Origin of the sequence: Listeria ivanovii subsp. ivanovii (genome assembly GCF_900187025.1) — a bacterium.
Classification (GTDB): domain Bacteria; phylum Bacillota; class Bacilli; order Lactobacillales; family Listeriaceae; genus Listeria; species Listeria ivanovii.
On the sequence record NZ_LT906478.1, the window covers coordinates 1,873,830 to 1,900,508 of the forward strand.

General features: G+C 39.3%; 23 protein-coding genes. 1 reads left to right on the forward strand and 22 read right to left on the reverse strand.

Going from position 1 to position 26,679, the window contains the following annotated elements; genetic code table 11:
* Nucleotides 1-52 precede the first annotated feature (52 nt).
* The 13 genes from ftsY to CKV67_RS09330 form a co-directional block, all read right to left on the reverse strand.
* Nucleotides 53-1,039, reverse strand: coding sequence for a signal recognition particle-docking protein FtsY (gene ftsY / locus CKV67_RS09270; protein WP_014093152.1), 987 nt, complete (start codon nt 1,037-1,039; stop codon nt 53-55).
* A gap of 14 nt (nt 1,040-1,053) precedes the next feature.
* Complete coding sequence (smc, locus tag CKV67_RS09275; protein WP_025280001.1) at nt 1,054-4,614, reverse strand: chromosome segregation protein SMC; 3,561 nt, start codon at nt 4,612-4,614, stop codon at nt 1,054-1,056.
* Between the two features lie 21 nt (nt 4,615-4,635).
* Nucleotides 4,636-5,328, reverse strand: coding sequence for a ribonuclease III (gene rnc / locus CKV67_RS09280; protein ID WP_014093154.1), 693 nt, complete (start codon nt 5,326-5,328; stop codon nt 4,636-4,638).
* 193 nt (nt 5,329-5,521) lie between these two features.
* The gene (locus CKV67_RS09285; protein WP_012985953.1) at nt 5,522-5,755 is read right to left on the reverse strand and encodes an acyl carrier protein; all 234 of its coding nucleotides are present in this window, start codon (nt 5,753-5,755) and stop codon (nt 5,522-5,524) included.
* Between the two features lie 105 nt (nt 5,756-5,860).
* On the reverse strand, nt 5,861-6,604 hold the full coding sequence (gene fabG / locus CKV67_RS09290) for a 3-oxoacyl-[acyl-carrier-protein] reductase (protein ID WP_014093155.1): 744 nt from the start codon (nt 6,602-6,604) through the stop codon (nt 5,861-5,863).
* A 3-nt stretch (nt 6,605-6,607) separates the two neighbouring features.
* Entirely contained in the window at nt 6,608-7,549 is a 942-nt protein-coding gene (gene fabD / locus CKV67_RS09295) for an ACP S-malonyltransferase (RefSeq protein ID WP_014093156.1), read from the reverse strand.
* Nucleotides 7,542-8,555: a phosphate acyltransferase PlsX gene (gene plsX / locus CKV67_RS09300; protein ID WP_014093157.1), complete on the reverse strand. Its 1,014-nt coding sequence runs from the start codon at nt 8,553-8,555 to the stop codon at nt 7,542-7,544. Before plsX ends, fabD begins: the two co-directional genes overlap by 8 nt.
* 19 nt (nt 8,556-8,574) lie before the next feature.
* Complete coding sequence (fapR, locus tag CKV67_RS09305; RefSeq protein ID WP_003720125.1) at nt 8,575-9,144, reverse strand: transcription factor FapR; 570 nt, start codon at nt 9,142-9,144, stop codon at nt 8,575-8,577.
* 179 nt (nt 9,145-9,323) lie between these two features.
* Nucleotides 9,324-11,372 carry an ATP-dependent DNA helicase RecG gene (gene recG, locus CKV67_RS09310; protein ID WP_014093158.1) on the reverse strand — a complete coding sequence of 683 codons (2,049 nt, stop codon included), beginning with the start codon at nt 11,370-11,372 and terminating at the stop codon, nt 9,324-9,326.
* Nucleotides 11,365-12,255, reverse strand: coding sequence for an L-serine ammonia-lyase, iron-sulfur-dependent, subunit alpha (gene sdaAA, locus CKV67_RS09315; protein WP_014093159.1), 891 nt, complete (start codon nt 12,253-12,255; stop codon nt 11,365-11,367). Before sdaAA ends, recG begins: the two co-directional genes overlap by 8 nt.
* A gap of 146 nt (nt 12,256-12,401) precedes the next feature.
* The gene (sdaAB, locus tag CKV67_RS09320) at nt 12,402-13,064 is read right to left on the reverse strand and encodes an L-serine ammonia-lyase, iron-sulfur-dependent subunit beta (protein ID WP_003720128.1); all 663 of its coding nucleotides are present in this window, start codon (nt 13,062-13,064) and stop codon (nt 12,402-12,404) included.
* Between the two features lie 39 nt (nt 13,065-13,103).
* A complete protein-coding gene (locus CKV67_RS09325) occupies nt 13,104-14,762 on the reverse strand; it encodes a DAK2 domain-containing protein (protein WP_014093160.1) in 1,659 nt (552 codons plus the stop codon).
* Between the two features lie 14 nt (nt 14,763-14,776).
* Nucleotides 14,777-15,142, reverse strand: coding sequence for an Asp23/Gls24 family envelope stress response protein (locus tag CKV67_RS09330; protein ID WP_003720130.1), 366 nt, complete (start codon nt 15,140-15,142; stop codon nt 14,777-14,779).
* 295 nt (nt 15,143-15,437) lie between these two features.
* Here CKV67_RS09330 and rpmB point away from each other — a divergent pair, with 295 nt between their 5' ends.
* Nucleotides 15,438-15,626, forward strand: coding sequence for a 50S ribosomal protein L28 (rpmB, locus tag CKV67_RS09335; protein ID WP_003720131.1), 189 nt, complete (start codon nt 15,438-15,440; stop codon nt 15,624-15,626).
* A 133-nt stretch (nt 15,627-15,759) separates the two neighbouring features.
* Here the strand turns inward: rpmB and CKV67_RS09340 are convergent, their stop codons facing one another.
* The 9 genes from CKV67_RS09340 to coaBC all read right to left on the reverse strand — a co-directional run bounded on the left by CKV67_RS09340 (nt 15,760) and on the right by coaBC (nt 26,650).
* A complete protein-coding gene (locus CKV67_RS09340) occupies nt 15,760-16,404 on the reverse strand; it encodes a thiamine diphosphokinase (RefSeq protein WP_014093161.1) in 645 nt (214 codons plus the stop codon).
* 64 nt (nt 16,405-16,468) lie between these two features.
* Nucleotides 16,469-17,125 (reverse strand): ribulose-phosphate 3-epimerase, encoded by a 657-nt coding sequence (rpe, locus tag CKV67_RS09345; protein ID WP_014093162.1) that lies wholly within the window; start codon nt 17,123-17,125, stop codon nt 16,469-16,471.
* A 2-nt stretch (nt 17,126-17,127) separates the two neighbouring features.
* A complete protein-coding gene (gene rsgA, locus CKV67_RS09350) occupies nt 17,128-18,003 on the reverse strand; it encodes a ribosome small subunit-dependent GTPase A (RefSeq protein ID WP_014093163.1) in 876 nt (291 codons plus the stop codon).
* 19 nt (nt 18,004-18,022) lie between these two features.
* Complete coding sequence (pknB, locus tag CKV67_RS09355) at nt 18,023-19,990, reverse strand: Stk1 family PASTA domain-containing Ser/Thr kinase (RefSeq protein WP_014093164.1); 1,968 nt, start codon at nt 19,988-19,990, stop codon at nt 18,023-18,025.
* A complete protein-coding gene (locus tag CKV67_RS09360) occupies nt 19,987-20,745 on the reverse strand; it encodes a Stp1/IreP family PP2C-type Ser/Thr phosphatase (RefSeq protein ID WP_014093165.1) in 759 nt (252 codons plus the stop codon). Before CKV67_RS09360 ends, pknB begins: the two co-directional genes overlap by 4 nt.
* Nucleotides 20,746-20,759: 14 nt before the next feature.
* A complete protein-coding gene (gene rsmB / locus CKV67_RS09365) occupies nt 20,760-22,100 on the reverse strand; it encodes a 16S rRNA (cytosine(967)-C(5))-methyltransferase RsmB (protein WP_025280002.1) in 1,341 nt (446 codons plus the stop codon).
* Nucleotides 22,101-23,039 (reverse strand): methionyl-tRNA formyltransferase, encoded by a 939-nt coding sequence (gene fmt, locus CKV67_RS09370; RefSeq protein ID WP_014093167.1) that lies wholly within the window; start codon nt 23,037-23,039, stop codon nt 22,101-22,103. It lies immediately after the preceding gene.
* A 13-nt stretch (nt 23,040-23,052) separates the two neighbouring features.
* Nucleotides 23,053-25,446: a primosomal protein N' gene (gene priA, locus CKV67_RS09375; protein ID WP_014093168.1), complete on the reverse strand. Its 2,394-nt coding sequence runs from the start codon at nt 25,444-25,446 to the stop codon at nt 23,053-23,055.
* A gap of 4 nt (nt 25,447-25,450) precedes the next feature.
* Nucleotides 25,451-26,650: a bifunctional phosphopantothenoylcysteine decarboxylase/phosphopantothenate--cysteine ligase CoaBC gene (coaBC, locus tag CKV67_RS09380; protein WP_014093169.1), complete on the reverse strand. Its 1,200-nt coding sequence runs from the start codon at nt 26,648-26,650 to the stop codon at nt 25,451-25,453.
* Between the last annotated feature and the right edge of the window lie 29 nt (nt 26,651-26,679).

A 26,679-nucleotide genomic window follows, 5' to 3' on the forward strand; every position in this document is an offset into this window, starting at 1 on the left:
TAAACAAAAAAGAAAAAAGCCAGAATGACAAAGATCATTCGGCTTTTGTTGCTTATTTTTCGTTATCAACCATATCAGCAAATAAGCCATAAACATATTCATTTGCATCAAAGGCTTGCAGATCATCCATTTGTTCCCCTAGACCGACAAATTTCACTGGTATATGAAGTTCATTCCGGATAGCGATCACGATACCACCTTTTGCCGTCCCATCAAGTTTTGTTAAGATAATACCAGTAACATCGGTGGTTTCTTTAAATTGTTTTGCTTGAACAAAGGCATTTTGCCCAGTTGTTGCATCAAGAACAAGCAAGACTTCATGTGGAGCATTTGGAATTTCACGAGTGATCACGCGTTTTACTTTTTCAAGTTCGTTCATTAAGTTGACTTTGTTTTGCAAGCGACCAGCTGTATCGCAAAGTAATATATCGGCTTTTCTTGCTTTGGCTGCTTGAACAGCATCAAACATTACTGCTGCCGGGTCGCTTCCTTCTGCTTGTTTGATGACATCCACGCCAGTGCGTTCGCCCCAAACTTCAAGTTGCTCGATTGCCCCCGCACGGAAAGTATCTCCAGCCGCAAGCATTACTTTTTTTCCTTCTTGTTTAAACTTATGTGCCATTTTTCCAATCGAGGTTGTTTTCCCAACACCATTTACACCGACGAATAAAATGACAGTCAAACCATCTTTTTCGATATGAAGCGTTTCTTCTTCCTCTTCATCCCCTTGATAAATATCAACTAGTTTTTCGACAATGACTTCTTGGACATCTTTTGGATCGCTAATATTTCTCAGTTGTACTTCCCGGCGCAAAGTTTCTACAAGCTCCATTACGGTTTCAAAGCCAACATCTGCTCCAATTAAAATTTCTTCTAATTCTTCAAAGAAATCTTCGTCCACTTTACGATAACGAGCAATCATTTCATTGATTTTCCCAGAGAAATTTCCACGAGTTTTCGATAAGCCATCTTTAAATTTTCCAGAAACAGAATCGGTTTGCTGGGTTATTTTATCTTTTAATTTTTTAAAAAAGGTCATTTTTTCTACTCCTTTTATTTAATTAGCTCGGCAGTTTCTTCTAAACGAACAGAAACTAACTTGGAAACACCAGACTCTTGCATCGTAACCCCATATAATACATCCGCTTCTTCCATCGTTCCCTTACGGTGAGTGATCACAATAAACTGCGTATCCGCTTCAAATTGTTTTAAATAACGACTAAAGCGCGTAACATTGGCTTCGTCTAAAGCAGCTTCCACTTCATCCAGAATACAAAACGGTACTGGACGAACACGAATAATCGCGAATAATAAGGCAATAGCAGTAAGGGCTCGCTCTCCACCAGAACGGAGCGATAGGTTTTGTAATTTTTTCCCTGGGGGTTGAACAACAATATCAATCCCGGTTGTTAAAAGATTTTCTGGATCAAGTAAAACTAGTTCTGCGCTTCCTCCGCCAAATAGTTCAGGGAAAACAATTGCGAATTCTGTTTTAATAGCGTCAAAGCTCTCGCTGAAACGGATTTTCATTTCCTCATCCATTTCGTCCATCACTTTAAATAAAGTTTCTTTGGCAGCAAGTAAATCTTCTTGTTGGCCATTGAGGAAATCGAAACGCTCTTGAATACGATCAAATTCTTCAATTGCACCGATGTTAACAATACCAAGCTCATCAATCGAACGTTTAAGTAAGCGAACTTTGGAGCGCGCTTTTTCGGTATCTACATCCGGCAAGATTTTCTCTTCCGCTTGTTCTGGAGTGAGTAAATAAGCTTCTTGCAGACGATCTATTCGATTGGTAATATCTACTTCTAAGCGCCCGATACTAATTTCGACATTATTTTTTTGTTCCAAGTAAAAGCTGATTTGATTATTTTTTTGTGTTAGCTCTGCTTCTAATAATTCCATTTTCTCTTGAAGTTCTACGCGTGTTTGTCTTGCAGTTGTTAATTTTTCATTGGTTTCTGCTTTTTCTTTGCGTAGTTCTTCTATTGATTTTCCAACTGTTTCTTCGCTTGTATGAACATTTGAAAGATTATTTTTTAAGGAAGCGAGTTTTTGTTCTGCCGCTTCTTTTTGTTCGTAATTTTCATGTAGCGTTGTTGTGACACGTTCGACTGCTTCGATAGAGGATTGTAATTGTTCCCGTTTTGCAGCAATTTGTGCTTTTAAGGAGGATAGACTTTCTAAATCCGCTGAACGCTTGCTTTCAAGCGCTTTACTGGAAGAAGTCATTGCTTGGATCTCTTCATCAGTTGCCGTAATTTTCTTCGCTATTTCGATTTGTTCAATGAGTAGTGCTTCTTTTCGAGCGAGCAATTTGTTTAGTTCGTCGCTGCCGTCCTCTTTTTCCATGTCATATAATTGTAATTGCTTGTTAAAACGTTCTAGATTCTCGTTCTCACGGTCAAGTTTTCCAAGCAGTTCTTTTTCTTGTAATCGTAAATTTTCACCAATAACGCGTGTTTCTTCAAGTTCTTCACGTTTTTTCGCCATGCTATCCTTAGCAACTTGAACAGCTGTTTCGAGTTCTCTTGTTGATTCATTTAATTCGGCAATTTTTTCAGCTAGTTGACCAAGTTCATGTTTTCTTGTAAGGATAGATGATTTTCCGCCTTTTGTCGCGCCACCAGTCATTGAACCACCGGCATTGACAACATCCCCTTCTAAAGTAACAATTCGGTATCTAAAATTTACTAATCTGGCTAGTGTATTCGCGCCTTTTAGATCTTTTGCCAAAATGGTTGTTCCAAGTGCATTTAAAATGACTGGCGATACTTTTTCATCAAAAGAAATCACTTCACTAGCAAGGGCAATATAAGCTGGTTGGTTAAGTAAAGCATTTTTGGTAGCTGCCGGAATTTCTCTGGGTTGAATCGTCGAAAGTGGCAAAAAGGTTGCGCGTCCGCTCCTCGTTTTCTTTAAAAAACTAATCGCTTCACGTGCCACCTTGTCATCTTCCACAACGACATTTTGTGCACTTGCTCCGAGTGCTGTTTCCATTGCTTGCTGATATTTTGCTGGAATTTCTACCAGCTCCACAAGCGCACCAAGAATACCTGGGATTTCTTTTTTCGCTTTTAGTACTTCCCGAACACCTTGGAAAAATCCGGCATAATCATCTGCTAGCTCTTCCAAAGTTTCTTTTCGTGATTTCATTTGCTGTACAGTCTCATAGTGTTTATAAAGACCTCGTTCTTGCGCCTCAAAAATAGCTTCTTGTTTTGCTAACGTTTGCTGCACTTCTCGGTAAATTTCCATTTGTTCCGTTAGTTCGGCTTGGATTTTATCTAAATGTTTTTTCGTTGTTTCGATTTGGGCGAGCATATCTTTTCTTTCATCAACATGCTGACTGTTTTCGAGATCGAGTTTATCAATTCGTCCTGTGATTTGAGCAATTTGGCGCTCGATATAACCTAGATCATTATTAATCGTTGTTTGGGTATGACGCAATTCAATATAATCACTTTTCCGATTCTCGATAGCTTCTTCGGATAGATCATCATATTTTGCGAGTGTTTCTTCTATTTCTTTTTTTGCTTTAAGGGCGATTTCTAATGCTGTTTCTTTTTCGCGTTTCGTATTGCTTAGTATTTCTTTTTGTTCTTCGAGTGCAGTAATTTTTTCCGTAATAACAGCCAGCGTTTCAGCAAAAACTTGTTCATTTTCACTGCTATGTTTTTTACGTTCTAAATGAAGGTTCCGCTCACCTTCTAGTTGCTCTAGTTTTTCTGTTTCGACTAGAAGCCGTTCTTGTAAAGCATCAAGCATGATATCCGTTTCATTTAGTGCTTGTTTCTCCTCAGCGATGATTACTTCTTCGCTATGCAGTTCTTCGCGTAGTTTGATTAAAATAGTTTGATTTTCACCAAATTCTTTACGTGCATTAGTTAATTTTTCCGTTAGTGATTTAATTTCTGTTGCTAGTAACGTTACTTCGTATTTTTCTAATTCTTCTTGTTGGAATAAGTAATCTTTAGCAATCGAAGCCTGCATTTCTAGCGGTTCTAATTGCCCTTCTAACTCATACAAAATATCTTGAACGCGGTTGAGATTTTCTTCGGTTTCAAATAATTTGTTTTCTGCTTGTTTTTTACGGTGTTTATATTTTAAGACACCCGCTGCTTCTTCAAAAATCGAGCGCCGTTCTTCTGGTTTACTATTTAGAATCTCGTCAATTTTCCCTTGTGAAATGATTGAAAAAGATTCTCTTCCAAGTCCGGAATCCATAAATAAATCGACAATATCTTTTAATCGACAATTTTCTTTATTTATTAAAAATTCACTATCACCATTACGATAAATTCTTCGAGTAACAGCAACCTCACTATAATCGAGCGGTAAAAAATGGTCTTCGTTTTCAAGGATTAACGATACTTCCGCAAAATTAATTGGTTTCCGGGTATCACTCCCAGCAAAAATAACATCGCCCATTCGTCCACCACGTAAAGATTTAGCGGATTGTTCGCCTAGTACCCAACGAATTGCTTCGGTAATATTACTTTTCCCACTACCATTTGGCCCTACAACTGCAGTCATGCCGGGCACGAAATCTATCGCAACTTTGTCTGCAAAGGATTTAAAGCCATTCATTTCTAATCGTTTTAATAACATGTCCGGACACCTCCATTTAGTTTATTGTCTGTGTGTCAGTTGGTTTATTGCAAATTGTGCCGCACTTTGTTCTGCTTGTTTTTTCGTTCTGCCGCTCCCTTTGCCGAGTACTTGTCCATTAACAATGACTTGGGCATCAAAAGCTTTATTATGCGCCGGACCTGTTTCTCCGAGGATATCATATTCAATTAATACATCGCGGTCGCGTTGGACGATTTCTTGTAGTTGTGTTTTGTAATCGACCGTTTCCAAATAAGCTCCCGCATCAATTTTCGGGAAAATAATTCTTTCTAGAAATGTTACTACTTTGGCAATCCCATTATCTAAATAAAGTGCGCCAATAAATGATTCAAATACATCAGCAAGAAGCGCTGGTCTTGTTCTTCCGCCAGCTTTTTCTTCCCCTTTACCTAGTCGAACATATTTGGAGAAATGAACTACTTCAGCAAATTCGACTAAAGATGGCTCACAAACAATTGCTGCACGCATTTTTGTCATGTGTCCCTCTGCCATATCTGGGTATTTGTTAAACAAGTAATCAGAGACAGTAAGCTCTAGTACTGCATCTCCAAGAAACTCAAGACGTTCGTTATCTTTTACATTCTCCCTGCGGTGTTCGTTCACATAGGAAGAGTGCGTGAATGCTTGTTTTAATAACTCCACATCCTCAAAATAAAAACCAACACTTTCCTGTAATTCTTCCCACTGATTCATTCCACTTGCCCCTTTCTTTAATAAGCAAGTTCATTTTCTAAACAGCTGCTAGCAAAAAGCTGCTTAGAAAATGAACCAACGAATAGTACGACCTTGAAAAAGAGGCTGCCAGCACTACTTATCCCACTTGCGGAAGTTACCACAGCGAAGATAAGTAACACGGGCACCCTCATTTATCCGGTCACATAAAGTTTTATGCGTTTTCCTCTATGTACTTCACTGCATCACCAACTGAGTTAATGTTCGCAGCGTCGTCATCAGAGATTTCAACTCCGAACTCGTCTTCAAGTTCCATTACTAATTCAACAACGTCTAGAGAATCTGCACCTAGATCGTCTTTGAAGGAAGCTTCTAAAGTTACTTTGGATTCCTCGACGCCTAGACGGTCTACGATGATTTTTGTAACTTTTTCTAATACTTCTGCCATTTTCACTTCACCTCCCTCCAAGTATTATATAGGATTATTCCTCCTACGTAAACAAAAATATTTAAAGTAATGCGAGTCAAGTTCATTCGCACTCATTAACCTAATTTACATGACCATTCCGCCATCAACGGATAGTGTTTGGCCAGTAATATACTTCGCTGCGTCGCTTGCAAGGAAAAGAACCGCATTCGCGATATCTTCGGTTGTACCATATTCGCCAAGTGGAATTTGTGCAAGCATAGCTTCTTTTGTTTTATCATCTAGCTTATCTGTCATTTCAGTGGTAATAAAACCTGGTGCAATCGCATTTACATTAATTCCACGTGGAGCTAATTCTCGTGCAGTTGTTTTTGTTAAGCCGATAACACCTGCTTTACTTGCCACATAATTAGCTTGTCCAGCATTACCAATTAATCCAACCACTGATGCCATATTGATAATTTTACCTGCACGTTGTTTCATCATTGTACGAGTTACTGCTTTTGTACAAAGGAAAGTTCCTTTTAGGTTGATATTAATCACATCATCCCATTCCTCTTCTTTCATACGCATTAATAAATTATCACGAGTAACCCCTGCATTATTTACTAAAATATCTATACGTCCAAAACGCTCGATTGCTTGTTTGAAAAAGGCATCTACATCTTCTGAGATGGCAACATTTGCTTTCACTATTTCTACTTCTACGCCATGCTCGGCAACTAATTTAGCGGTTTCTTCCGCCGCATCTGGGCTACCGTTATAGTTGAAGAAAATATTTGCGCCTTCCTTTGCTAATTTGATGGCAATATCACGACCAATTCCTCGTGATCCACCTGTTACTACTGCTACTTTTCCTTGTAAAGTCATCCATTATTCTCCTTTCAATGTCGCGGCAACACTTTTTACAGACTCTAAATCACCTGCTGAAAGTACTGTCACGTCACGGTTGATTTTTTTTATTAAACCGGCTAATACTTTTCCAGAACCAATTTCAATAAAAGTATCTACGCCGTTTTTAATAAGCGCTTCTACAGTGTCTTCCCATAAAACTGGGGAATAAATTTGCTTAATTAGTTTGTCGCTAATTGCTGCTTTATCCGTTGTTTGTTTAGCATCCACATTGTTCACAACTGGAATTTTGCCGTCTGAAATTTCTACTTCTGCCAAAACTTCACGGAAATTTTGTGCAGCTGGTTCCATTAAACTCGAATGGAATGGTCCGCTAACAGCAAGTGGTAAAACGCGTTTAGCTCCCTGCTCTTTCGCTTTTTCACCGGCTTTCTCAACACCTTCTGTGGTTCCAGAAATAACAATTTGACCGGGACAATTAAGATTCGCTAGTTGAACCTCGTCAAAAGCAGCAGTTACTTCATCCGTGATTGCTTTCAATGTATCACGATCTAAGCCAAGAACAGCCGCCATCGCACCTTTGCCATTTGGTACAGCAGCTTCCATTAGTTCACCACGTTTACGAACGAGATAAATGGCATCGCTTGCATCTAAAAAGCCCCCCGCCACAAGCGCGCTATATTCCCCAAGGCTATGCCCAGCAACAAAATCAGCTTTCACACCATAAGTTTCCAGTGCACGTAAAATCGCTACACTAGTAGAAACTAATGCTGGTTGCGCATTTTCTGATTTAGTTAATAATTCGATTGGTCCTTCTGTAATTACCTCTGTAATCGAAAAGCCAAGTCTTGCATCTGCATCATCAAATACTTTTTTTGCTTCTGGATATTCTGCTGCTACATCTTGTCCCATGCCGATTTTTTGTGCTCCTTGACCGGGAAATACGAATGCGATTTTAGTCATCTGCTTCTGTTCCTCCTAATTTTCCTTTATCTACTTCTGCTTTAATCGTTTCGACAACTTGTTTTTCTACCATTTCTCGTACTTGACGAATCGTGGTGAAAATGCCATTTGCGTTTGATGAACCATGTGCTTTGACGACTGGAGCTTGAACACCGAATAGACAAGCGCCGCCGTACTCGCTATAATCCATTTTCGCTTTTAGTTCCATTAAATCTTTTTTCAAGAAGCTAGCGGCTACTTTATTTTTGAAGCCGTTCAGTAAACTCATTTTTAGCATACTTAGGAAAGCTGCTCCGGTTCCTTCGATAGATTTAAGTACCATATTACCTGTAAAACCGTCTGTTACAACCACATCAGCTACGTCCATTAGTAAATCACGTGCTTCAATATTACCAATAAATTCGAATGCTTGCTGATTTTTCATTAGTTCAAAGGATTTTTTCGTTAAGTCATTTCCTTTGGTTTCTTCTGTTCCGATATTCAAAAGTGCCACGCGAGGGCGGTCGATTTTACGAACTTTTTCCGCGTAAACAGAACCCATTAACCCAAATTGTAATAAATGTTCTGGTTTGGCTTCGGCATTGGCGCCTAAATCAAGCATAACAAAACCTTTACCTGTTACAGTCGGTAAAGTTGGTGCGAGTGCTGGACGATCAATTCCTTTAATTCGGCCAATAACGAAAAGACCTGTGGACATTAGTGCACCTGTATTACCAGCTGAAATACATGCGTCAGCTTCTCCGTCTTTCACGGCTTGGGCAGCAAGAACCATCGAAGCTTTTTTCTTTCGTTTGACCGCGCGAACAGGTTCATCATCGCTTTCGATTTTTTCATCGGTATGTATGACTTTGACACGGGTTTTATCAGTTAAAAACGCATTGATTTTTGTTTCATCCCCGAAAAGGAGAATTTCGATATCTTTATATTGGGCAACTGCTTTCATCACACCTAAAACGATTTCCTTTGGTGCGTGATCTCCACCCATCGCATCTACAGCAATTTTCATTATACGTCAGTCCTTTTTTTCATTTTTGCGTTGCGTGATACATTTCAAACTTACCTTTAAGCACTACTTCATCTCCAACATAGCTCGTCACATCTACTACTGTAATAGGCCTGTTATCTGTTGCTGGACGTACTTTTGCTTTTGCTATGATGCGTTCTCCTTCATTTACAGAACGAACAAAACGTACTGTAGCTTGTGTTGTTAAAGCAAGTTCATTTGGGATGACTGCGGTTGCTAAGGAATTAGCTTGGGCAAACAAATGATGCCCCCGAGCAATTTTATTTCGCTTAAAGACATGCTCACTTCGCACATCAAAAATAGAAATAGCGCTCTTGCTAAGTTGGATATCAATAATTTCACCAATCACTTCATCGATGGGAAGGCTTTTTACGGCATCGGCATAATTGACACTCGCAACATGTTTAATTCGTTCCCTGAGTTCAGGAATCGAAAGTGCTACTCTGTCTAAACGGATAGTTTGCACACTGACTCCAAACTTTTCAGCAAGTTGCTCATCCGTGATGAATGGATTTTCTTCAATCGCAACTTGAAGCTTTAGTTGTCTGTCCTTCTTAGAATATTTTTTCATGCACTTTCCTCATCTCTTTTATTGTGAAAGGTACTAATACCAGCTACTAAATACTGGTTAAAAAAAGGAAGTTACCTCTGCCGGATAACCTTCAGAACTTCCTTGTATTTTATTGGTACTTTAATATGTTATTAAAAAACAAGCAAAGTTGCAAGCTTTTTAAAAGATATTACTTCGGTTTAATCTAGTTTTTGCTCTGTAAAGACTCCTTCTACTTCCAGTAATGCCACTAATTTTTCGTATTGATTATTTTCTAACATGTTTTCTTCAAAAATCATGTGGACCGCGTCTTGGCGAGCAATTTCGAGTACGCGGTAATCATGGACCATGTCTGCTACTTTAAACTCAGGAACACCGCTTTGTTTTCTGCCGAAGAAATCTCCCGGCCCACGAAGTTCTAAGTCACGTTCACTGACAACAAAACCGTCATTTGTTTCAGACATAATCATCATTCGTTCTTTACCGACTTCTGTTTTTGGATCTGCGATGAGGATACAGTATGATTGATCTGCTCCCCGTCCAACTCGGCCACGTAATTGATGTAACTGTGCTAAACCAAAACGATCCGCATCATAAATAACCATCATTGTCGCATTTGGCACATTCACTCCAACTTCCACAACGGTCGTCGAAACTAAACAATCAATTTTCTTATCATTAAAATCGCGCATAATTTGTTCTTTGTCTGCTGGTAACAATTTCCCATGCATTAAACCTGGTCGATATTTTGTTCCCCATTTATTTTGGAGAATATTGAAAACATCAATCGCATTTTGCACATCGAGTTTTTCGGATTCTTCAATTAGTGGACAGATGATATACACTTGATGTCCTTTATCAATTTCTTTTTCCATAAAACCGATGACGCGTTCTAGCATTTGATGTTTAACCCAGTAGGTTTCGATTTCTTTTCGTCCGGCTGGAAGTTCATCAATAATCGATACATCCATTTCACCAAAAGCAGTAATCGCAAGTGTCCGCGGGATTGGTGTTGCGGTCATAAACAGCACATCCGGATACGCTCCTTTCTCTCGAAGAATCCGGCGCTGTGCTACACCAAACCGGTGCTGCTCATCCGTAATAACTAGCCCTAGACGGTGGTAAATCACTTCATCTTGTATTAAGGCGTGTGTGCCAATCAACACATCCACCGAACCGTTTTCAAGCATCGCTAGCAACTCTCTTCGCCGCTTTCCTTTGACGCTACTTGTGAGTAATCCTACCGTCACATCAAATGGCTGTAAAAGTTCTACTAAGGAATTAGCATGCTGTTCTGCCAAAATTTCGGTTGGTACCATTAACGCACTTTGAAAGCCACTTTTTGCCGCAGCATACATCGCAATCGATGCAACTACCGTTTTACCCGAGCCCACATCTCCTTGAAGTAAGCGGTTCATATGAAAATGGGATAACATATCTCCGCAGATTTCATTTACGACTCGTTTTTGTGCTTTGGTTAGTGCAAATGGGAGTGAATCAATGTATTGACGTAAATCTTCCACATCATAATTAATCGAAATTCCGCCTGATTTTTCACGTTCTATTTTCCGGAAAAATTGCATTTTTAATTGAAATAGCAAAAATTCTTCGTAAACCATTCGGCGACGTGCTTGTTTTAGTTCATCATTATTTTTAGGAAAATGTAACACCCGAACTGCTTCTAACCGGTCCATTAACTGATATTTTTCTAGCAAATTAGTGGGGATAACTTCTTCGATGAAACTGCTATAGGCATCAAAAGCTGCGCGGGTATATTTTTGCATCGTTTTATTCCGAAGTGTTCCTTTTAGTCTATATACGCCCTCTAACTCTTCTTCATTTTCTACGACGCCTATTTTCACTTTGCTGGCAGTGATTTGAGCGCGTCCTTTGTCCCATTTACCAGAAATCGTGACTGTTTCGCCAACATTGATTTTACTTTTTAAATAGGGCTGATTAAAAAAATCAACTTTGATGACTTGCCCTTCTGTAGATACCCGAAAAGAAAGCTTGGATTTTTTCCTCCCATAAAAAGCAACCGTAGCCTCTGTAAGTACTTCCCCTTGGATGGTAATCCGTTCTTCATGGGCTACGAGTGATAGATCCCGCAACCGGTAATCTTCATAGCGATATGGAAAGTTCCAAAGCAAATCATGGACAGTTGATAAACCTAATTCATTTAATGTTTTAGCTGTTTTTTCCCCAATACCTTTGATTTCAGTTGTCGGAATTCTTTTAAGTTCACTCACTTGTATCTTCTGGCGACAAGCCAAATATCTTCCGCTGAATCGCACGTCCAGTCGGTGTAGCCGCCAATCCTCCTTCTGCCGTTTCTCTTAGAGAGCTTGGCATTTGTAATCCCACACGGTGCATTGCTTCAATGACTTCATCACATGGAATGCGACTTTTAATTCCTGCTAATGCCATATCAGCAGAAATAATCGCTTGGGAAGAGCCAAGTGCATTTCGTTTTACACATGGTACTTCGACAAGTCCAGCTACCGGGTCACAAACAAGGCCAAGCATATTTTTCATCGTCATCGCCATTGCATGAGCAGATTCTTCTGGGGTTCCTCCAGCTGCGGCTACAATTGCGGCTGATGCCATTGCGCTTGCAGAACCAATTTCTGCTTGGCAACCACCAGCTGCCCCACTGATAAAGGCGTTATTCGCAACTACATAGCCAAAAGCTCCCGCCGTGAATAAAAAGTTAACCATATCGTCACGCGTCATTTGCAACCTGTCTTTTAAAGAAAATAACACGCCTGGAACGACTCCAGCACTTCCAGCAGTTGGTGTTGCGCAAATTACTCCCATAGAGGCATTCACTTCATTAGTCGCAATAGCTTTAGCAACAGAGTCAAGTAAAACTTCTCCAGACAAAAAATTACCTTTTTTGATATAGTCTTGCATTAAGACCGCATCTCCACCAGTTAAACCAGTAGTTGAAGTAACACCCGCCTCGCCTTCTTTAATAGCTTCTTCCATAATATCTAAATTCCGATCCATCGCAGCAATGATTTCTTCCCGCGGTAAACCTGAAATAGTCATTTCACGATTTATCATAATTTCAGCAATAGTTAGATTCTCACGTTCGGCGATATCTACTAGTTCTGCTACAGTTCTAAACATTATCCACACTCGCTTTCTAATACTTCTTTACAAACTACCTGACTTCCAACTCAAAATAAAGCCAAATGCACGCTCTACCACGTCCATTTGACTTTACACAAATCGAGCGAAAGCCACCGATTTACTAGAGATATCCAAAAGTTGTATTAAATCATCACACTTGCTACTTGATAAATCCCTGGCAATTCAGCAAGCTTCGTAATTAAAGCTTGCTCCACTTGCTGATCTACTTCAATTACCATTAAAGCTTCGTCGCCTTTTATTTTACGAGATACTTTCATTTGTCCGATATTAATTTTATGATCTGCAATAACAGATGATACCGCTGCAATCGCACCAAATTTATCTTGATGTAATATAAGAATAGCTGGTGCAGTTCCAGTAAATTCTAGTTCAAATTCATTTAAGCGAATAATTTCTACTTTTCCTCCGCCAATCGATGCTCCGATTAAAGTCATTTGCTGCATGCCATGTTTTAATACCAGCTTAACGGTATTCGGATGGGGCGGCTCTTCCACTTCTTCAATAAACTGAATGCGCATACCCCATTCTTCTGCTAATTTTGGTGATTCTTTCATCCTTGGATCATCTGGTTCAAAACCAAGCAATCCACCAATGAGCGCTACGTCTGTTCCGTGCCCTTTATATGTTTTAGCGAAAGAACCATATAAATGAATATCTACTTGGGATGGTTGTTCATTAAAAACAGCTCGTGCAATCGCGCCAATTCTGCTAGCTCCTGCAGTATGTGAACTTGATGGGCCAATCATCACTGGACCAATAATGTCAAACACGCTATTAAATTTCACTTCTGATCATCCTTTCTTCTATTCATTTAATATCTTTGGTTACTCCACTGCGAAAATATATGGGTAAACTGGTTGGTTTCCTTCATGAATTTCTACTTCTATATCGGGATACGCTTCTGTTATTTTGTCCGCTAATTTTTCTGTAGCAGTTAAATCCGACTCTTCACCAAAGATAATAGTCACAATTTCGCTATCATCATCTAGTAGTTTTTCTAATGTTTCGTATGATGCTTCTTCCAAAGTTTCACAGCTTACTTTGATTTTGCCTTCTACCATACCGATAAAGCTGTCTTTTTTGATTTCGATACCTTCCACTGTTGTATCCCGAACTGCAGTTGTGACTTGTCCGCTAGCAACTTCTTCTATTGCTGCTTTCATTGCTGCTGCATTTGCCTGAAAATCTTGCTCTGGTTGAAATGCTAGCACAGCAGTCAATCCTTGTGGAATCGTTTTAGTAGGGATGATTTGTACTTTATCTTCGCCTAAAAGTTGGGCCGCTTGTTCAGCTGCCATTTGGATATTTTTATTATTTGGAAGTACGAAAACTTGCTCAGCATTTGCTGATTCAATCGCTTTAACAATATCTTCTGTACTTGGATTCATTGTTTGTCCACCGGAAAGCACAACGGATACGCCCATGCTTTCAAAAAGTTTCTTCATACCATCGCCAGCAGAAACGGTAACAATCCCGTAAGGTGCTTTGTCTTTTGCGACTTCTTTTTCATCACTAACAATTTCGCTATGTTGTTCGCGCATATTTTCTACTTTCATTTTAAGCAAACTACCATATTGTTGCCCGTAATTCAGAACTTCGCCGGGATGTTCCACATGGACATGGACTTTTACGACTTCCTCATCCGCTGCAACAAGTAAGGAATCACCTAGTTCGCTTAAATCTTGGCGAAATTGTTCTTCATCAAAAGGTTTTAAACCGGGTTTGTTTTCGTTAATTTTGACGATAATTTCAGTACAATAACCAAAATGAATATCTTCGGTTGACATAAAATCTTGCACATGGCGGTGATGTTCTGCATTGATTAACTCACCCATGGAAGCCATATAATCAGGGGCTTCTGCCATTTTGCCAGTTAACACGCCATAAAAGCCTTCATAAATAATGATAAGGCCTTGTCCACCACTATCAACCACACCAACTTCTTTTAAAACAGGAAGTAAATCTGGTGTTTTTTCTAATGCCACTTTCCCCTGCTTCAAAATTGCTTCCATTACTAATTCGATTTCTTGATGTTCGCTAGCGGCTTGTACACCTGCTTTAGCGGCCTCACGAGCAACAGTAAGAATCGTTCCTTCGACCGGCTTCATCACTGCTTTATAGGCTGTTTCCACCCCTTTTACGAAAGCTCCGGCAAATTCTTCTGCATTTAATGTTTCTTTATTTTCAATTGCTTTCGAAAATCCTCGGAAAAGTTGTGATAAAATAACGCCAGAATTTCCTCGTGCGCCCATCAGCAAGCCTTTTGCCAGATTTGCTCCGACGGCACTAATCGTTTCTTTGTCATTTTTGGCGACTTCTTCTGCGCCACTAGTCATGGATAAGTTCATATTTGTTCCCGTGTCACCATCTGGAACCGGGAAGACGTTTAATGAATCAACAAAATCAGCATTCTTCGCTAAATTCTCTGCTCCAAGCGCTATCATTGCTGCAAATTTCTCTGAGTCTAACTGATATATACTCACTTACATAATCCTCCTTAAGATTCCTTGATTACTCGGACACCTTGAACATAAATATTCACTGATTCCACTGTAATACCGAGTGTTTTTTCTAAAGTGTATTTCACGCGTTCTTGCACATTGTGTGCTACTTCGGAAATTTTCGTTCCAAAACTAACAATGATATACATGTCGATATGAATACCTTCTTCTTCTTGTCTTACGATAACACCTTTTGTATAATTTTCTCTTCTAAGAATATCTGTTAAACCATCACGAATTTGATGTCTACTTGCCATACCAACGATACCGAAGTTTTCTTCTGCAGCACCACCAGCAATCGTCGCAATAACATCACTAGTAATATCAATTTTGCCAAGCTTTGTGTCGATTTCAATTGCCATTTATTATTCCTCCCAGCGGATTATATTCTCATTCGATTATTTTTAATATGATTTTATTTGCTTAATAAGTTGTCCCTACCTATTTTACTATAATCACAGCCCTTTGGAAAGCATATCACAAATTTGCTTGATTAAATCTAATTTTATGCTGTCAAGTAAAAATTCTTTGCACTATTTTCGCTTATCCTCTTGCAAAGTGTAGTGGTTTATGATAAATTATTCTAGTGTATGAAAAACAAATGGATAGGTTATTTTAAATAAATTATCCGAAGAGCTCTGTAAGGAGGGGTAAACTATGGCTAAAGAATGTGTTATTACAGGCCGCAAATCACGTTCCGGTAACAAACGTTCCCACGCAATGAACTCCAGCAAACGTACTTGGAAAGCTAACTTGCAAAAAGTACGGATTCTGGTTAACGGCAAACCTAAAAAAGTTTGGGTATCTGCTCGTGCGCTGAAATCTGGTAAAGTGGAACGCGTTTAATTGAAGGAGAAATCAAGTGCAGCGACAATTATGTCGGTGCATTTTTTCTTTTGCTAAAAATACCAACCAGATTTCTCTGGTCGGCATTTGATCTAACTTTAGGGGTATAATACAATGAGCGCCTGAATCTATATTAATCATTACTTTGAGTCAGTAAGATCATTCCACTAGTAAACGAAAACTCTCCTGTTTGGTCCACGAATTCATTACTAGAAAGTGCAGAGCCTACCGGGTAAGTAGCATTTTCAAGTGGGTAAACAAAACCATTTAATGTAAGTCCGGTAACATCTTGCATCGTTGTGAAGGCGACATATTTTTTATCTGGTAATTTTTCAATCGTGTAGCTTCCTGGTCTGTACATTTTAATATAGTTATAGCGGTCAATCATTTCTACAACAGGTACGGCGGCTTGAAAGCGTGGTTTAGTGAGCATCATCAAGTTAGCTAGTAAATGATCTAACCGACCACCAGTTGCCCCAAAGATACGTATTTTATCTGGATTTTGTTCCATTGCCCAACTTAAACCAATTTCGGTATCTGTTTCATCTTTTTCGGCTGGAAACTCAAGAACGTGCGTTACTTTCGTTTTTAAATTGGCTAATTCTTCTTTAGTAAGGGAATCAAAATCCCCCATTGCTATGGTTGGCGTGATTCCTCTATCTAATAAACGTTTCGCACCACGGTCCACACCAATCCAGTCGATTTCGCGATTTGTATATGGTTCTAAATCAGGTAGCTCTGACGCAGGTCCACCAACCATGACATTTATAATCTTCATATCTAATCCCCCTTCTTTTATGACAAATAAGGCTGGAACATTTGTTTAGTCCCAGCCTCCCCGTTTATTCTCCTACAACAGCACGTAATTTATCAATCGGACTTTGACGATTTTTATTCCCATAAATATAACTTCCAGCTACAAAGACATTCGCTCCTGCATCCCGGCAAAGTTTGGCTGTTTCATGGTCTACTCCACCATCTACTTCTATTTCGATATCTAACTCTTTTTCGTCGATAATTTGTTTGAAAGCAGTAATTTTTTCTAGAACTTCGGGAATGAATTTTTGTCCTCCAAATCCTGGGTTCACCGTCATAAATAAAACCATATCTAGTTCATTTAAAACGTGTTGTAAAACATCAATTGGCGTCGCTGGATTAAGAACAGCTCCGGCTTTAACTCCGTACGTGCGAATCAGTTGTAGTGTTCGGTGCAAGTGAGTACAGGCCTCCACATGAACAGTAATATAATCCGCGCCAGCTTTCGCAAATTCAGGAATATACGTATCCGGATTTTCAATCATTAAGTGAACATCGAGTGGTAGTTTTGTTTCTGGCCGAATCGCCTTTACTACAGCAGGACCAAATGTAATATTAGGAACAAAATGACCGTCCATTACATCAACATGGATATAATCCGCGCCGCAATTTTCTACTTCTTTTATATCTCTTGCAAGATTCGCAAAGTCTGCACTTAAAATCGAAGGAGCTATTTTTCCCATTTTTAATACCTCGGCTTTCTGTTTTTTAATTCTTGTAAAATTTGGATATAGTGTTGGTAACGAAAATCTGCTATTTCATTTGCTTCTACAGCTGTTTTCACGGCACAGTTAGGTTCGTTGTCATGCATACAACCACGGAATTTACAACCACTTCGTCTATCTTCTATTTCTGGAAAACAAAATTGTAACGTTTCTGGCTGCAAATCATCCCATTCAATCGAGCTAAAGCCAGGTGTATCGGCAACAAATCCGTCTCCAATTGGCATAAGCTCTACATGTCTGGTTGTATGTTTCCCGCGACCGAGCGAAGTGGAGATTTCAGCCGTCTTTAAAGTTAGGTCGCTATTTAAGCTGTTTAAAAGGGTGGATTTCCCAACACCTGATTGACCAGCTATAACGGCAGTTTTCCCACTAATATAGTCTTTAATCGCTTCTTTATCTGGTTCTTGATTGGTTTCAAAAACTTCATAGCCGATCGTTTCATAAACTTCTTTATAAAGGGCAATCTGTTCTTTTTCTGCCTCGGTTGCTAAATCCATTTTGCTGATGCAAATAACGGGTTGGATATCTTCTTTTTCGATAGCAACGAGGAATCTATCTGCTAAATTGGTCGAGAAATCCGGCTCAACTGCAGAAAATACTAAAATTGCCACATCAATATTGGCCACGGGAGGACGAACTAATGCATTTTCCCGTGACATCACATCTAAAATGTAACCATCTGTTTTATTTTCAATTTGGAACTCGACGTCATCCCCTACAAGCGGTGAAATATTTCGCTTCCTAAAATTCCCTCGTGCCCGACATTGGTATACTTTTCCTTCTGAGAAAACATAGTAAAATCCGCTCAATGCTTTGATAATTTGTCCTTCCAGCACATTCCCTCCGTTCTCTTTATTAGTTTGGATATGGAACCGTACCTTCGTCGATTACTTTATCATCACTAATAATTTTATAGCCACCGCTCGTACCTTCTTCTATTTGGAAAGTGACTTCTACCGATGTATTTTGGCTAATATTCATTTCACGGTAAGCACTTGTCATACTATGATCCTTATCTTGAATATAGATTTGAATATGTTGTGGCTCTGGATTTTCTTCATCACTAGGTGTATAGGAAATATTAAATGTTTTTGTTACTTCTTTAACTGCTTTTTCTTTCGGCCCGGCAGAGATAACTATTTCAATCGTATCGCCTGGATTCATCGTAGTTCCAGATGAAGGAGACTGTGAAATAACTTGGCCTTTTTCAACTGAATCAGAGTTTTCTTCCGAGCTGGATACTTTAAGTCCTAGGGGTGACGCATAATCTTCTACGGCTGTTTTCGTATATCCGCGAAGGTCTTTCAAGGTAATTGGCTCAACACCTTTACTTACGACAAATTTTACATCCGTTGATTTCGCTACGACATTGGTTCCTGCTGAGGGCGTTTGGCTAATAATCATTCCTTTATCTACTTCAGAACTATAAGCCTCTTCGGACGAAATATTTTTAAATCCTTGTTCTTCTAGTAATGCTTTTGTGTCATCATAACTTCGACCAGTATAATCATCCATCGTGATTTTTTTAGAGCCAATGCTTACAAATAGGTTTACTTTGGTTCCTTTTTCCTTCATCTCCCCAGCATCAGGATCTGTATTAATCACTTTTCCCTCTTCTACTTCATCGCTATTTTTTTCAGCGGTTTTCCCGATGACAAAACCATCTTTTTGAAGTAGGGCAATGGCTTGGTCTTCCGTTTTCCCTGAAACATCAGGTACAGCAATTTCTTCTGGACCTTTACCAAGCATCCAAAGTAGTAAGATAGCGATAGTAAAGGCGATAATTACTGAAAAAACAATCCAAGCAATTTTCTTTTTCTTACTCATTTTTTTCTTTTTCTTGCCTTTTTTATCTTCTTCCGTTACTTCTTCTGCGGCCACTTTTCCTTCAGGGACAATGGTATTATCCAAATTTTGCATTGCTTCTTTTGTTGCAATGATTGGGATGGTTTTTGTATCGCCATCATCTGCTTTGAAAACGTATTTTGGCTCATTAAGACGATCTTTATTTAAGCAAGTTTGTAAGTCTTTTTCCATTTCTTCTGCATTTTGGTAACGCAGAAAAGGATCTTTTGCGGTTGCTTTAATGATAATATTTTCTAGGCTTTGAGGGATTTCTGGATTTTGTGTTCTTGCGGAAGGAATATCTGCTTGTAAATGCTTAATCGCAATGGACACAGCTGATTCTCCGTCAAACGGTACTTTTCCTGTAAGTAATTCGTATAAAACGATTCCAAGTGAATAAATATCTGATTTTTGCGTTGCCATCCCGCCACGAGCTTGTTCTGGTGATAAGTAGTGGACAGAGCCAAGAAGAGAATTCGTTTGGGTAATAGAGGTTTCAGAAAGCGCCATCGCAATCCCAAAATCAGTAATCTTCACGACACCATCATGGTCAATTAAGATATTTTGCGGTTTCAAATCGCGGTGAATAATATGGTGTTGATGCGCAACAGCTACTGCGGAAACGATTTGCAGCATAATATCGACTGCTTTTTCGTAGCTAATTGGGTGGTTTTCGTGGATGTATTGTTTTAAGTCCATTCCATCGACATGCTCCATAACGATATAGTGCAAGTCATTTTCTTCACCAACATCATAGACACTGACTATATTAGGATGAACTAAACTTGTTGCAGATTGCGCTTCTCGTTGAAAACGGCGTATAAGATTACTTTCATCTGCTAAATCAATGCGTAAAATCTTTACAGCAACGTCACGGTCTAGGATAATATCATGAGCAAGATAAACATTGGCCATTCCACCGCCGCCTATAGCATGTAAGATTTTATATCGATCATTTAGACGTTTACCAATCATCATGAAGCGTTCCTCCCTTTCTGAGTAAGATTTCGTTCCACTAACAATACAGTAATATTATCTTCTCCTCCATAAGAATTGGCTTTTGTAATAAATACATCTGCTTTTTCAGAAAGAGTTCGTTTACTTTTCAAAATTTCTTCCATTTCAGCTTCAGGAACCATATTCGTTAAACCATCTGAACAAAGTAATAAAGTATCACTTGTTTGAAATGGAACGACGAAAGTATCTACTTCTACTTTACCTTCCACACCAAGCGCACGTAAAAGAATGTTTTTCCGCGGGTGATTCATGGCATCTTCTTTGCTGATTTCGCCGGTTCTAAGTAGTTCATGCACAAGCGAATGATCTTCGGTGAGTTGACGCATCGTATTATTTTGGAGCAAGTAGCCACGACTGTCACCAACATTGGCGATAACTACTTGGGACTGTGCCATTATTGCTGTAACAAGGGTTGTCCCCATACCATTCAAATCCATTTCGCTTTCTGCATAATGAACAATTTGTTTATTCACTTCTTGAATAGTCTGCCGTAACCAAGCTTCAATCTCTTCAGCAGTTAGAAGGGCAGTTGTTTCTTTCCATGCATCACTAAGTAAACGTACAGCCATTTCGCTCGCTACATCGCCTGCTCGGTGACCGCCCATTCCGTCTGCTACAATTACTATCGACTGACCATCTTTGTTTTCAAAAACGCCACCGTTATCTTCATTATGATTTCTGATCCTACCTCTATCTGTTCTAAATTCTGCATGCATTTAAACGCACCTCACTATTTTTCAGGACTAACTTTCCTTAGACTGGAAACAAAGAAACCATCGCTTCCAATATCGGTTGGTAAAAGTTGTACAAAATCGTCCTTCTTGATATGTGCCAATTTTTCAGGAAGAGCTACTGGTTCAAGCGTGAATTCTGGATGTTTTTCTAAGAAAGCACGCAAGACTGTTTCGTTTTCTTCCTTATCAATGGTACATGTACTATAGACTAATATACCATTTTCTTTTACTAATTGGCTAACATCATCTAAAATGGCCAATTGAATTTCTGCTAATTTGTGGATATCTTTTTCGGTTTTTACATATTTAATATCTGGTTTTCTGCGAAGTACACCAAAGCCAGAGCAAGGTGCATCGACTAAAATCCGGTCAAAAGTTTCTGGTTCGAACATCGTGCTTGCTGTTCTAGCATCCAAATGCGCGGTACGAATATTTAAAAGTTGTAAACGTTTCGCTGCTTGATCAATCAATTTTGTTTTCTTTTCATGGATATCCAGCGCATGAACCATTCCAGTGCCGTGCATTTTTTCAGCAATATGGGTCGTTTTCCCACCTGGCGCTGCACAAGCATCAAGTACGGTTAAGTTATCTTCTAATTGTAGTGCATAAGCCGCAAGCATCGAGCTTTCATCTTGAATACTACATTTGCCATCTTTATATGCTTTCGTTTCTGCAACAGAACCTTTTTCAACAAGTAACGCTTCATCGATAAATTCATTTCGTTTCACCGTAATGCCTTGATCGTTTAGTTCTTTCATTAATTGTTCTATTCGAATCTCCGTTTGATTAGCGCGTAGGCTTTGATGTGGGGCAACTAGGAAAGCCATACCAATTTCACGAAGTTGCTCTATTCCGTATTGCTCTGCCCAACGTCTTGCTAGCCACTCTGGAAGACTTGTTTCCACAGCAATTTTTACCACTGGATCTTGAATTAAATCAATACTTGGTACCCCTTTACGAATCACATTTCTTAAAACGCCATTCACAAATTTCGTCACACCTTGATGACCTAAATCTTTCGCAATATCGCCTGCCTCGTTTAAAATCGCATGTTCTGGGACTTTGTCGAGGAATGTTAATTGATAGACGGACATTCTTAGTAAATTTTTCACCCAGTTATCTGGCTCTTTATTTAAAAATGGTGCTAAATAATAGTCTAAGGTAATCTTGCGCTGTGTTGTTCCATAGACTAATTCAGTTAAAAGTCCTTTATCTAGGGAATTTAGCTTTTGCTTTTTTAGCGCATCATTGATTAGTAAGTGGCTATATGATTGATTGTTTTCAATTTTGATAATGAGTTCTAAGGCAATCTCACGGACTGTTTTTTGTTTCTTCATTTATTCACCAAACCTTGTCGTCTTGCTTAAATTTCTGCCAGCTCCGGACATGTATGAATGAACATCCATTTTCGGTTTTCCTGCTGGTTGGATTACGGTTGGTACAATTTGCGTACCATCCCCAGTGATAATTTTCAGGATTGTTTTATCCGTTAAAATGTCCCCCGCCTCTCCGTCTGCTTTTGTCGTTTCGTATAGGGCTTCCCATATTTTAAACGGTTTTCCTTCGAGCGTCGTATATGCCACTGGCCACGGAGAAAGCCCTCGAATTTGATTGAAAATTTCTCGCCCTGGACGAGCCCAATCGATTTTTTCTTGTTCTCTAGAAATGTTCCTAGCAAATGTGACTTTATCTGGATCTTGTGGTGTAGCGGTAATGTTTCCTGCTAAAAAATCTGGCAATGTGTCCATTAACAACTCTGCACCTAATTGGCTTAATTTATCAAACATAGTCCCCGTATTATCTTCGTCCGTAATCGAAATTTTACGTTGACTAATCATATCACCTGCATCTAGTTTTTCCACCATATACATAATGGTGACACCAGTTTCCGTTTTACCATCCAGTAATGCATAATGAACTGGAGCACCCCCGCGATACTCTGGTAGTAGAGAGGCATGGACATTAATCGAGCCATGTCTTGGTGATTCTAATAACGCGTTTGGTAAAATCTGACCGTATGCAGCGGTTACAAGTAAGTCTGCTTGCAGTGCGGTTAATTCCTCTAGTTCGCTTGAAGTTCGTAATTTTTCTGGTTGAAAAACTGGGATTCCAAGTTCTAGCGCTGTTTTTTTCACAGGAGGTGGTGTTAATACGCGCTTTCGTCCCACTGGTCGATCTGGTTGTGTTACTACAGCAATGACGTCATAAGCTTCGGCTAACTGTTCTAAAATTGGAACAGAGAATGCTGGTGTACCCATAAAAATAATTTTTGTCATTAGTTTGCTCCTTTTACATTAATACATAAGGCTGTACATCAATATTAATCGTTAAACCTTTTTGTTGGTCTTTTTGGTAATGAGTTATTAAGGTTTTTAATTCTTTTTTTAAGTTTGGTTCGATTTTATATTTAATAATGCATTGATAGCGATATTTATTTTTGATACGTGCAATCGTACTAGGAACCGGACCAAGAATAACTGCTTCTGGACCTAACTTCTCGCGCAAAAAGGTGGCCATTTCTTGGATTGTACGGATAGCTTTCATTTCGTTCTCATCACTCACATTAATCATCGTTAAATAATAAAACGGTGGATAAGCTCCCATTTTTCTGAGTTGCATTTCGTGCTGATAAAACCCAATGAAATCATGCTTCTTAGCAAATTCAATGCTGTAATGTTCTGGATTGTAACTTTGGACTACGACTTCTCCCGTTCGCTCATGTCTACCTGCTCTTCCACTTACTTGGGTCAGTAACTGGAAAGTTCGCTCGGAAGCTCGAAAATCTGGTAAATGAAGCATGGTATCTGCATTCAGTACCCCCACTAGAGTAATATCTGGAAAGTCTAATCCTTTCGCAATCATTTGTGTCCCAAGTAAAATGTCTGCTTCATGGTTTCGAAAACTCCGGAGTAATTTTTCATGAGAACCTTTTGTCCGCGTGGTATCGACATCCATTCGAATCACCCGTGCTTCTGGAATCAGTTTGGTCAGGCTTTCTTCTACTTTTTGTGTTCCAGTTCCAAAGTAACGAATATGTTCGCCCTCGCAACTTGGACATTTTTGCGGAACAGGTTCTTCGTGCCCACAGTAATGGCATTTCATTTTGTTGCTTGCTTGGTGGTACGTTTGCGAAATGTCGCAGTTTGGGCATTCGACGACATAACCACAGTCACGACACATGACAAATGAAGAATACCCCCGCCGATTGAGCATTAGTACGGTTTGTTCTTTTTTGGCAATTCGGTCCTTGATTTTTTCTAGTAATTCAGTAGAGAACTCGGTGCGATTTTCTTTTCGCAATTCTTCTCTCATATCAACCACATTTACTTCTGGCATCGCTTGCGCATTTACCCGACTTGGTAATTCAATGAGGGTATAAACGCCTTTTTTCGCTCTGGCAAAAGATTCTAGGGAAGGTGTGGCGCTTCCAAGAACTACGGGACATTGATATTTATTTGCGCGCCAAATCGCTACATCTCGTGCATGATAGCGCGGATTATCTTCTTGTTTATAGCTTGCTTCATGCTCCTCATCAATAATAATAATTCCTAAATTTTCAAATGGCGCGAATACAGCCGAACGAGCGCCAACAACTACACGGGCTTCTTTCCGTTCAATTTTGCGCCATTCGTCATATTTTTCTCCAGCAGAAAGAGCACTATGAAGCACAGCTACTTCACTTCCAAAACGACTTTTAAAACGCTCTACCATTTGTGGTGTTAGAGAAATTTCTGGAACTAACACAATAGCTTCTTTGCCTTCTTTTAGTTTTGCTTCAATTGTTTGCAAATAAATTTCGGTTTTCCCGCTCCCAGTAACCCCATGAATTAAAAAGGTCTCTTGCTTGTTAGCGCCAATTATTTTTTCACAAGCAGTTTGTTGACCTGGTAAAAGCGTTAATGGCTCACTTTTTTCAAATTGGTGATTTTCGTAAGGATCGCGTGAAACGACTTTTTCTTTTATAGTTATTATGCCTTGCTCCGCTAGCTTTTTGATTGTTGCTTCAGAAGTTTCCGCTTGTTTTTTTAAATCAGTAGCAGTAATTTCTGTACCTTCAAACATTTGAAAAAAAGCGAGCAAGCGGGACTGTGCTTTAGCATTTTTAGGCATGTCTTCGATTATTTCGGCTAATTGATTCGGTGTTTTCAAACAGTTAATGACACGTACTTTTTTGCTCGTGATTTTGTTCTTTACTTGATAAACAACTTCAACGCTGCCTTCTCTCACCCATTTACCTAGTGGTTTTAATAAGTTACGGGCTTCTGCTACTTTCCAATCAAGTGTTTCGTAGCCTTCGAATAATTGCTCTAGTTCCGTATTTTCCTCATCTAATCGCAAAAAATATTTTTCGTACTTTGCTCGTAATGCAGCTGGTAGCATGGCTTGATATGCTGAGACACGAAAACTAAGTGTATCTTCGGCTAACCAGTCTCCTAGTTCCATTAGCTCTTCGTTTAACACTGGAACTAAATCCATAACACCATCAATGCCTTTTAGCTTAGGGTTTTCTTCGGTTTCACCAAGCCCGATAACGAAGCCTTGAATTTTGCGATTACCAAACGGAACACTAACCCGCATTCCTGGTCGTATCAGCTCTTCTAAATCTTCTGGGATAAAATAATCAAATGGACGGTCCACTTGCATAGCTGGAACATCCACAATAACTTTTGCGATGTTAGTCATTAATTCACTTCCTTAAAAGGTTAGCGGCTTCTTGGATGATATGTTCAGCAACTTTCTTTTTATCAAGTAATGGCAATACTTCACTTGAGCCATCTTTCCGGTAAAACGTTACAATGTTGGTGTCTGCCGAGAATCCCGCACCAACTTGACTAATATTATTGGCGACAATCAAATCCGCATTTTTGCTAGTTAATTTTTTTCGCGCATTTTCTTCCAGGTTTTCTGTTTCAGCAGCAAAACCGATAACTACTTGACTCGCGGTTTTATTTTGACCCAAATCCAGTAAAATGTCTTTGGTTCGTTTCATTTCAATCGTCAAAGCACCTGGTTGTTTCTTGATTTTTTGTTCGGAAAAATTGGCTGGTGTGTAATCAGCTACAGCTGCAGTCATAACAAAAACAGACTGGTTGGCTTGATTTTTCTTTACAGCAAGATACATTTCTTCCGCTGACTCGACGTATTCCACTTGAACATTTGGTGGTACTGGTAGTGCTTTACTTGATGTGACTAAAGTTACGTTTGCACCTTGTCTTGCAGCTACTTCAGCGATTGCAAAGCCCATTTTACCTGAGGAGTGATTCGTAAAGTAACGAACTGGATCGAGTTTTTCTTGTGTTGCCCCAGCTGTAATTAAGACGTTTTCGCCGTGCAGTAAATTTTTGTCTTCTTGAAAAAATTCAACAATACGTAAAACGATTTTTTCTGGTTCTTCTAAACGGCCGCGACCAACATAGCCGCATGCTAAGTATCCTTCTTCTGGTTCAATAAAACGAACACCATCTTGATAAAGACGGTTAATATTTCGGATAACGGCTGGATGTTGAATCATATGGACGTTCATTGCTGGAGCAACCCAAACTGGTGCTTCTGTTGCAAGAATGGTCGTAGTAACCATATCATCAGCAATTCCGTTCGCCATTTTTGCGATGACATTTGCTGTTGCTGGTGCGACAATGACTAAATCTGCCCAGTCTGCTAAATCAATATGAGCAACGACGCTTGATTTTTTTTCATCAAAGGTATCGGTATATACATCATTTTTTGATAATACTTGAAAAGAAAGCGGTGGTACAAATTCTTGTGCGTGCTTTGTCATCATGACTTTTACGTTTGCACCAGCTTGTGTTAATTTACTTGTAAGTGCGACTGCTTTATAAACAGCAATGCCACCAGACACTGCGAGTAAGATATTTTTCCCTTGCATTCAAAGTCACCTCATTTTAATATAAAAAA

Bases quoted from the DNA above. Each gene is read 5' to 3' on its own strand.
- ftsY (WP_014093152.1), bottom strand. From the start codon at position 1,039: ATGACCTTTTTTAAAAAATTAAAAGATAAAATAACCCAGCAAACCGAT.
- smc (WP_025280001.1), bottom strand. From the start codon at position 4,614: ATGTTATTAAAACGATTAGAAATGAATGGCTTTAAATCCTTTGCAGAC.
- rnc (WP_014093154.1), bottom strand. From the start codon at position 5,328: ATGAATCAGTGGGAAGAATTACAGGAAAGTGTTGGTTTTTATTTTGAG.
- CKV67_RS09285 (WP_012985953.1), bottom strand. From the start codon at position 5,755: ATGGCAGAAGTATTAGAAAAAGTTACAAAAATCATCGTAGACCGTCTA.
- fabG (WP_014093155.1), bottom strand. From the start codon at position 6,604: ATGACTTTACAAGGAAAAGTAGCAGTAGTAACAGGTGGATCACGAGGA.
- fabD (WP_014093156.1), bottom strand. From the start codon at position 7,549: ATGACTAAAATCGCATTCGTATTTCCCGGTCAAGGAGCACAAAAAATC.
- plsX (WP_014093157.1), bottom strand. From the start codon at position 8,555: ATGAAAATTGCTGTAGATGCGATGGGTGGAGATCACGCACCAAAGGAA.
- fapR (WP_003720125.1), bottom strand. From the start codon at position 9,144: ATGAAAAAATATTCTAAGAAGGACAGACAACTAAAGCTTCAAGTTGCG.
- sdaAA (WP_014093159.1), bottom strand. From the start codon at position 12,255: ATGTTTAGAACTGTAGCAGAACTAGTAGATATCGCCGAACGTGAGAAT.
- CKV67_RS09330 (WP_003720130.1), bottom strand. From the start codon at position 15,142: ATGGCAATTGAAATCGACACAAAGCTTGGCAAAATTGATATTACTAGT.
- rpmB (WP_003720131.1), top strand. From the start codon at position 15,438: ATGGCTAAAGAATGTGTTATTACAGGCCGCAAATCACGTTCCGGTAAC.
- CKV67_RS09340 (WP_014093161.1), bottom strand. From the start codon at position 16,404: ATGAAGATTATAAATGTCATGGTTGGTGGACCTGCGTCAGAGCTACCT.
- rpe (WP_014093162.1), bottom strand. From the start codon at position 17,125: ATGGGAAAAATAGCTCCTTCGATTTTAAGTGCAGACTTTGCGAATCTT.
- pknB (WP_014093164.1), bottom strand. From the start codon at position 19,990: ATGATGATTGGTAAACGTCTAAATGATCGATATAAAATCTTACATGCT.
- CKV67_RS09360 (WP_014093165.1), bottom strand. From the start codon at position 20,745: ATGCATGCAGAATTTAGAACAGATAGAGGTAGGATCAGAAATCATAAT.
- rsmB (WP_025280002.1), bottom strand. From the start codon at position 22,100: ATGAAGAAACAAAAAACAGTCCGTGAGATTGCCTTAGAACTCATTATC.
- fmt (WP_014093167.1), bottom strand. From the start codon at position 23,039: ATGACAAAAATTATTTTTATGGGTACACCAGCATTCTCTGTTCCAATT.
- priA (WP_014093168.1), bottom strand. From the start codon at position 25,446: ATGACTAACATCGCAAAAGTTATTGTGGATGTTCCAGCTATGCAAGTG.
- coaBC (WP_014093169.1), bottom strand. From the start codon at position 26,650: ATGCAAGGGAAAAATATCTTACTCGCAGTGTCTGGTGGCATTGCTGTT.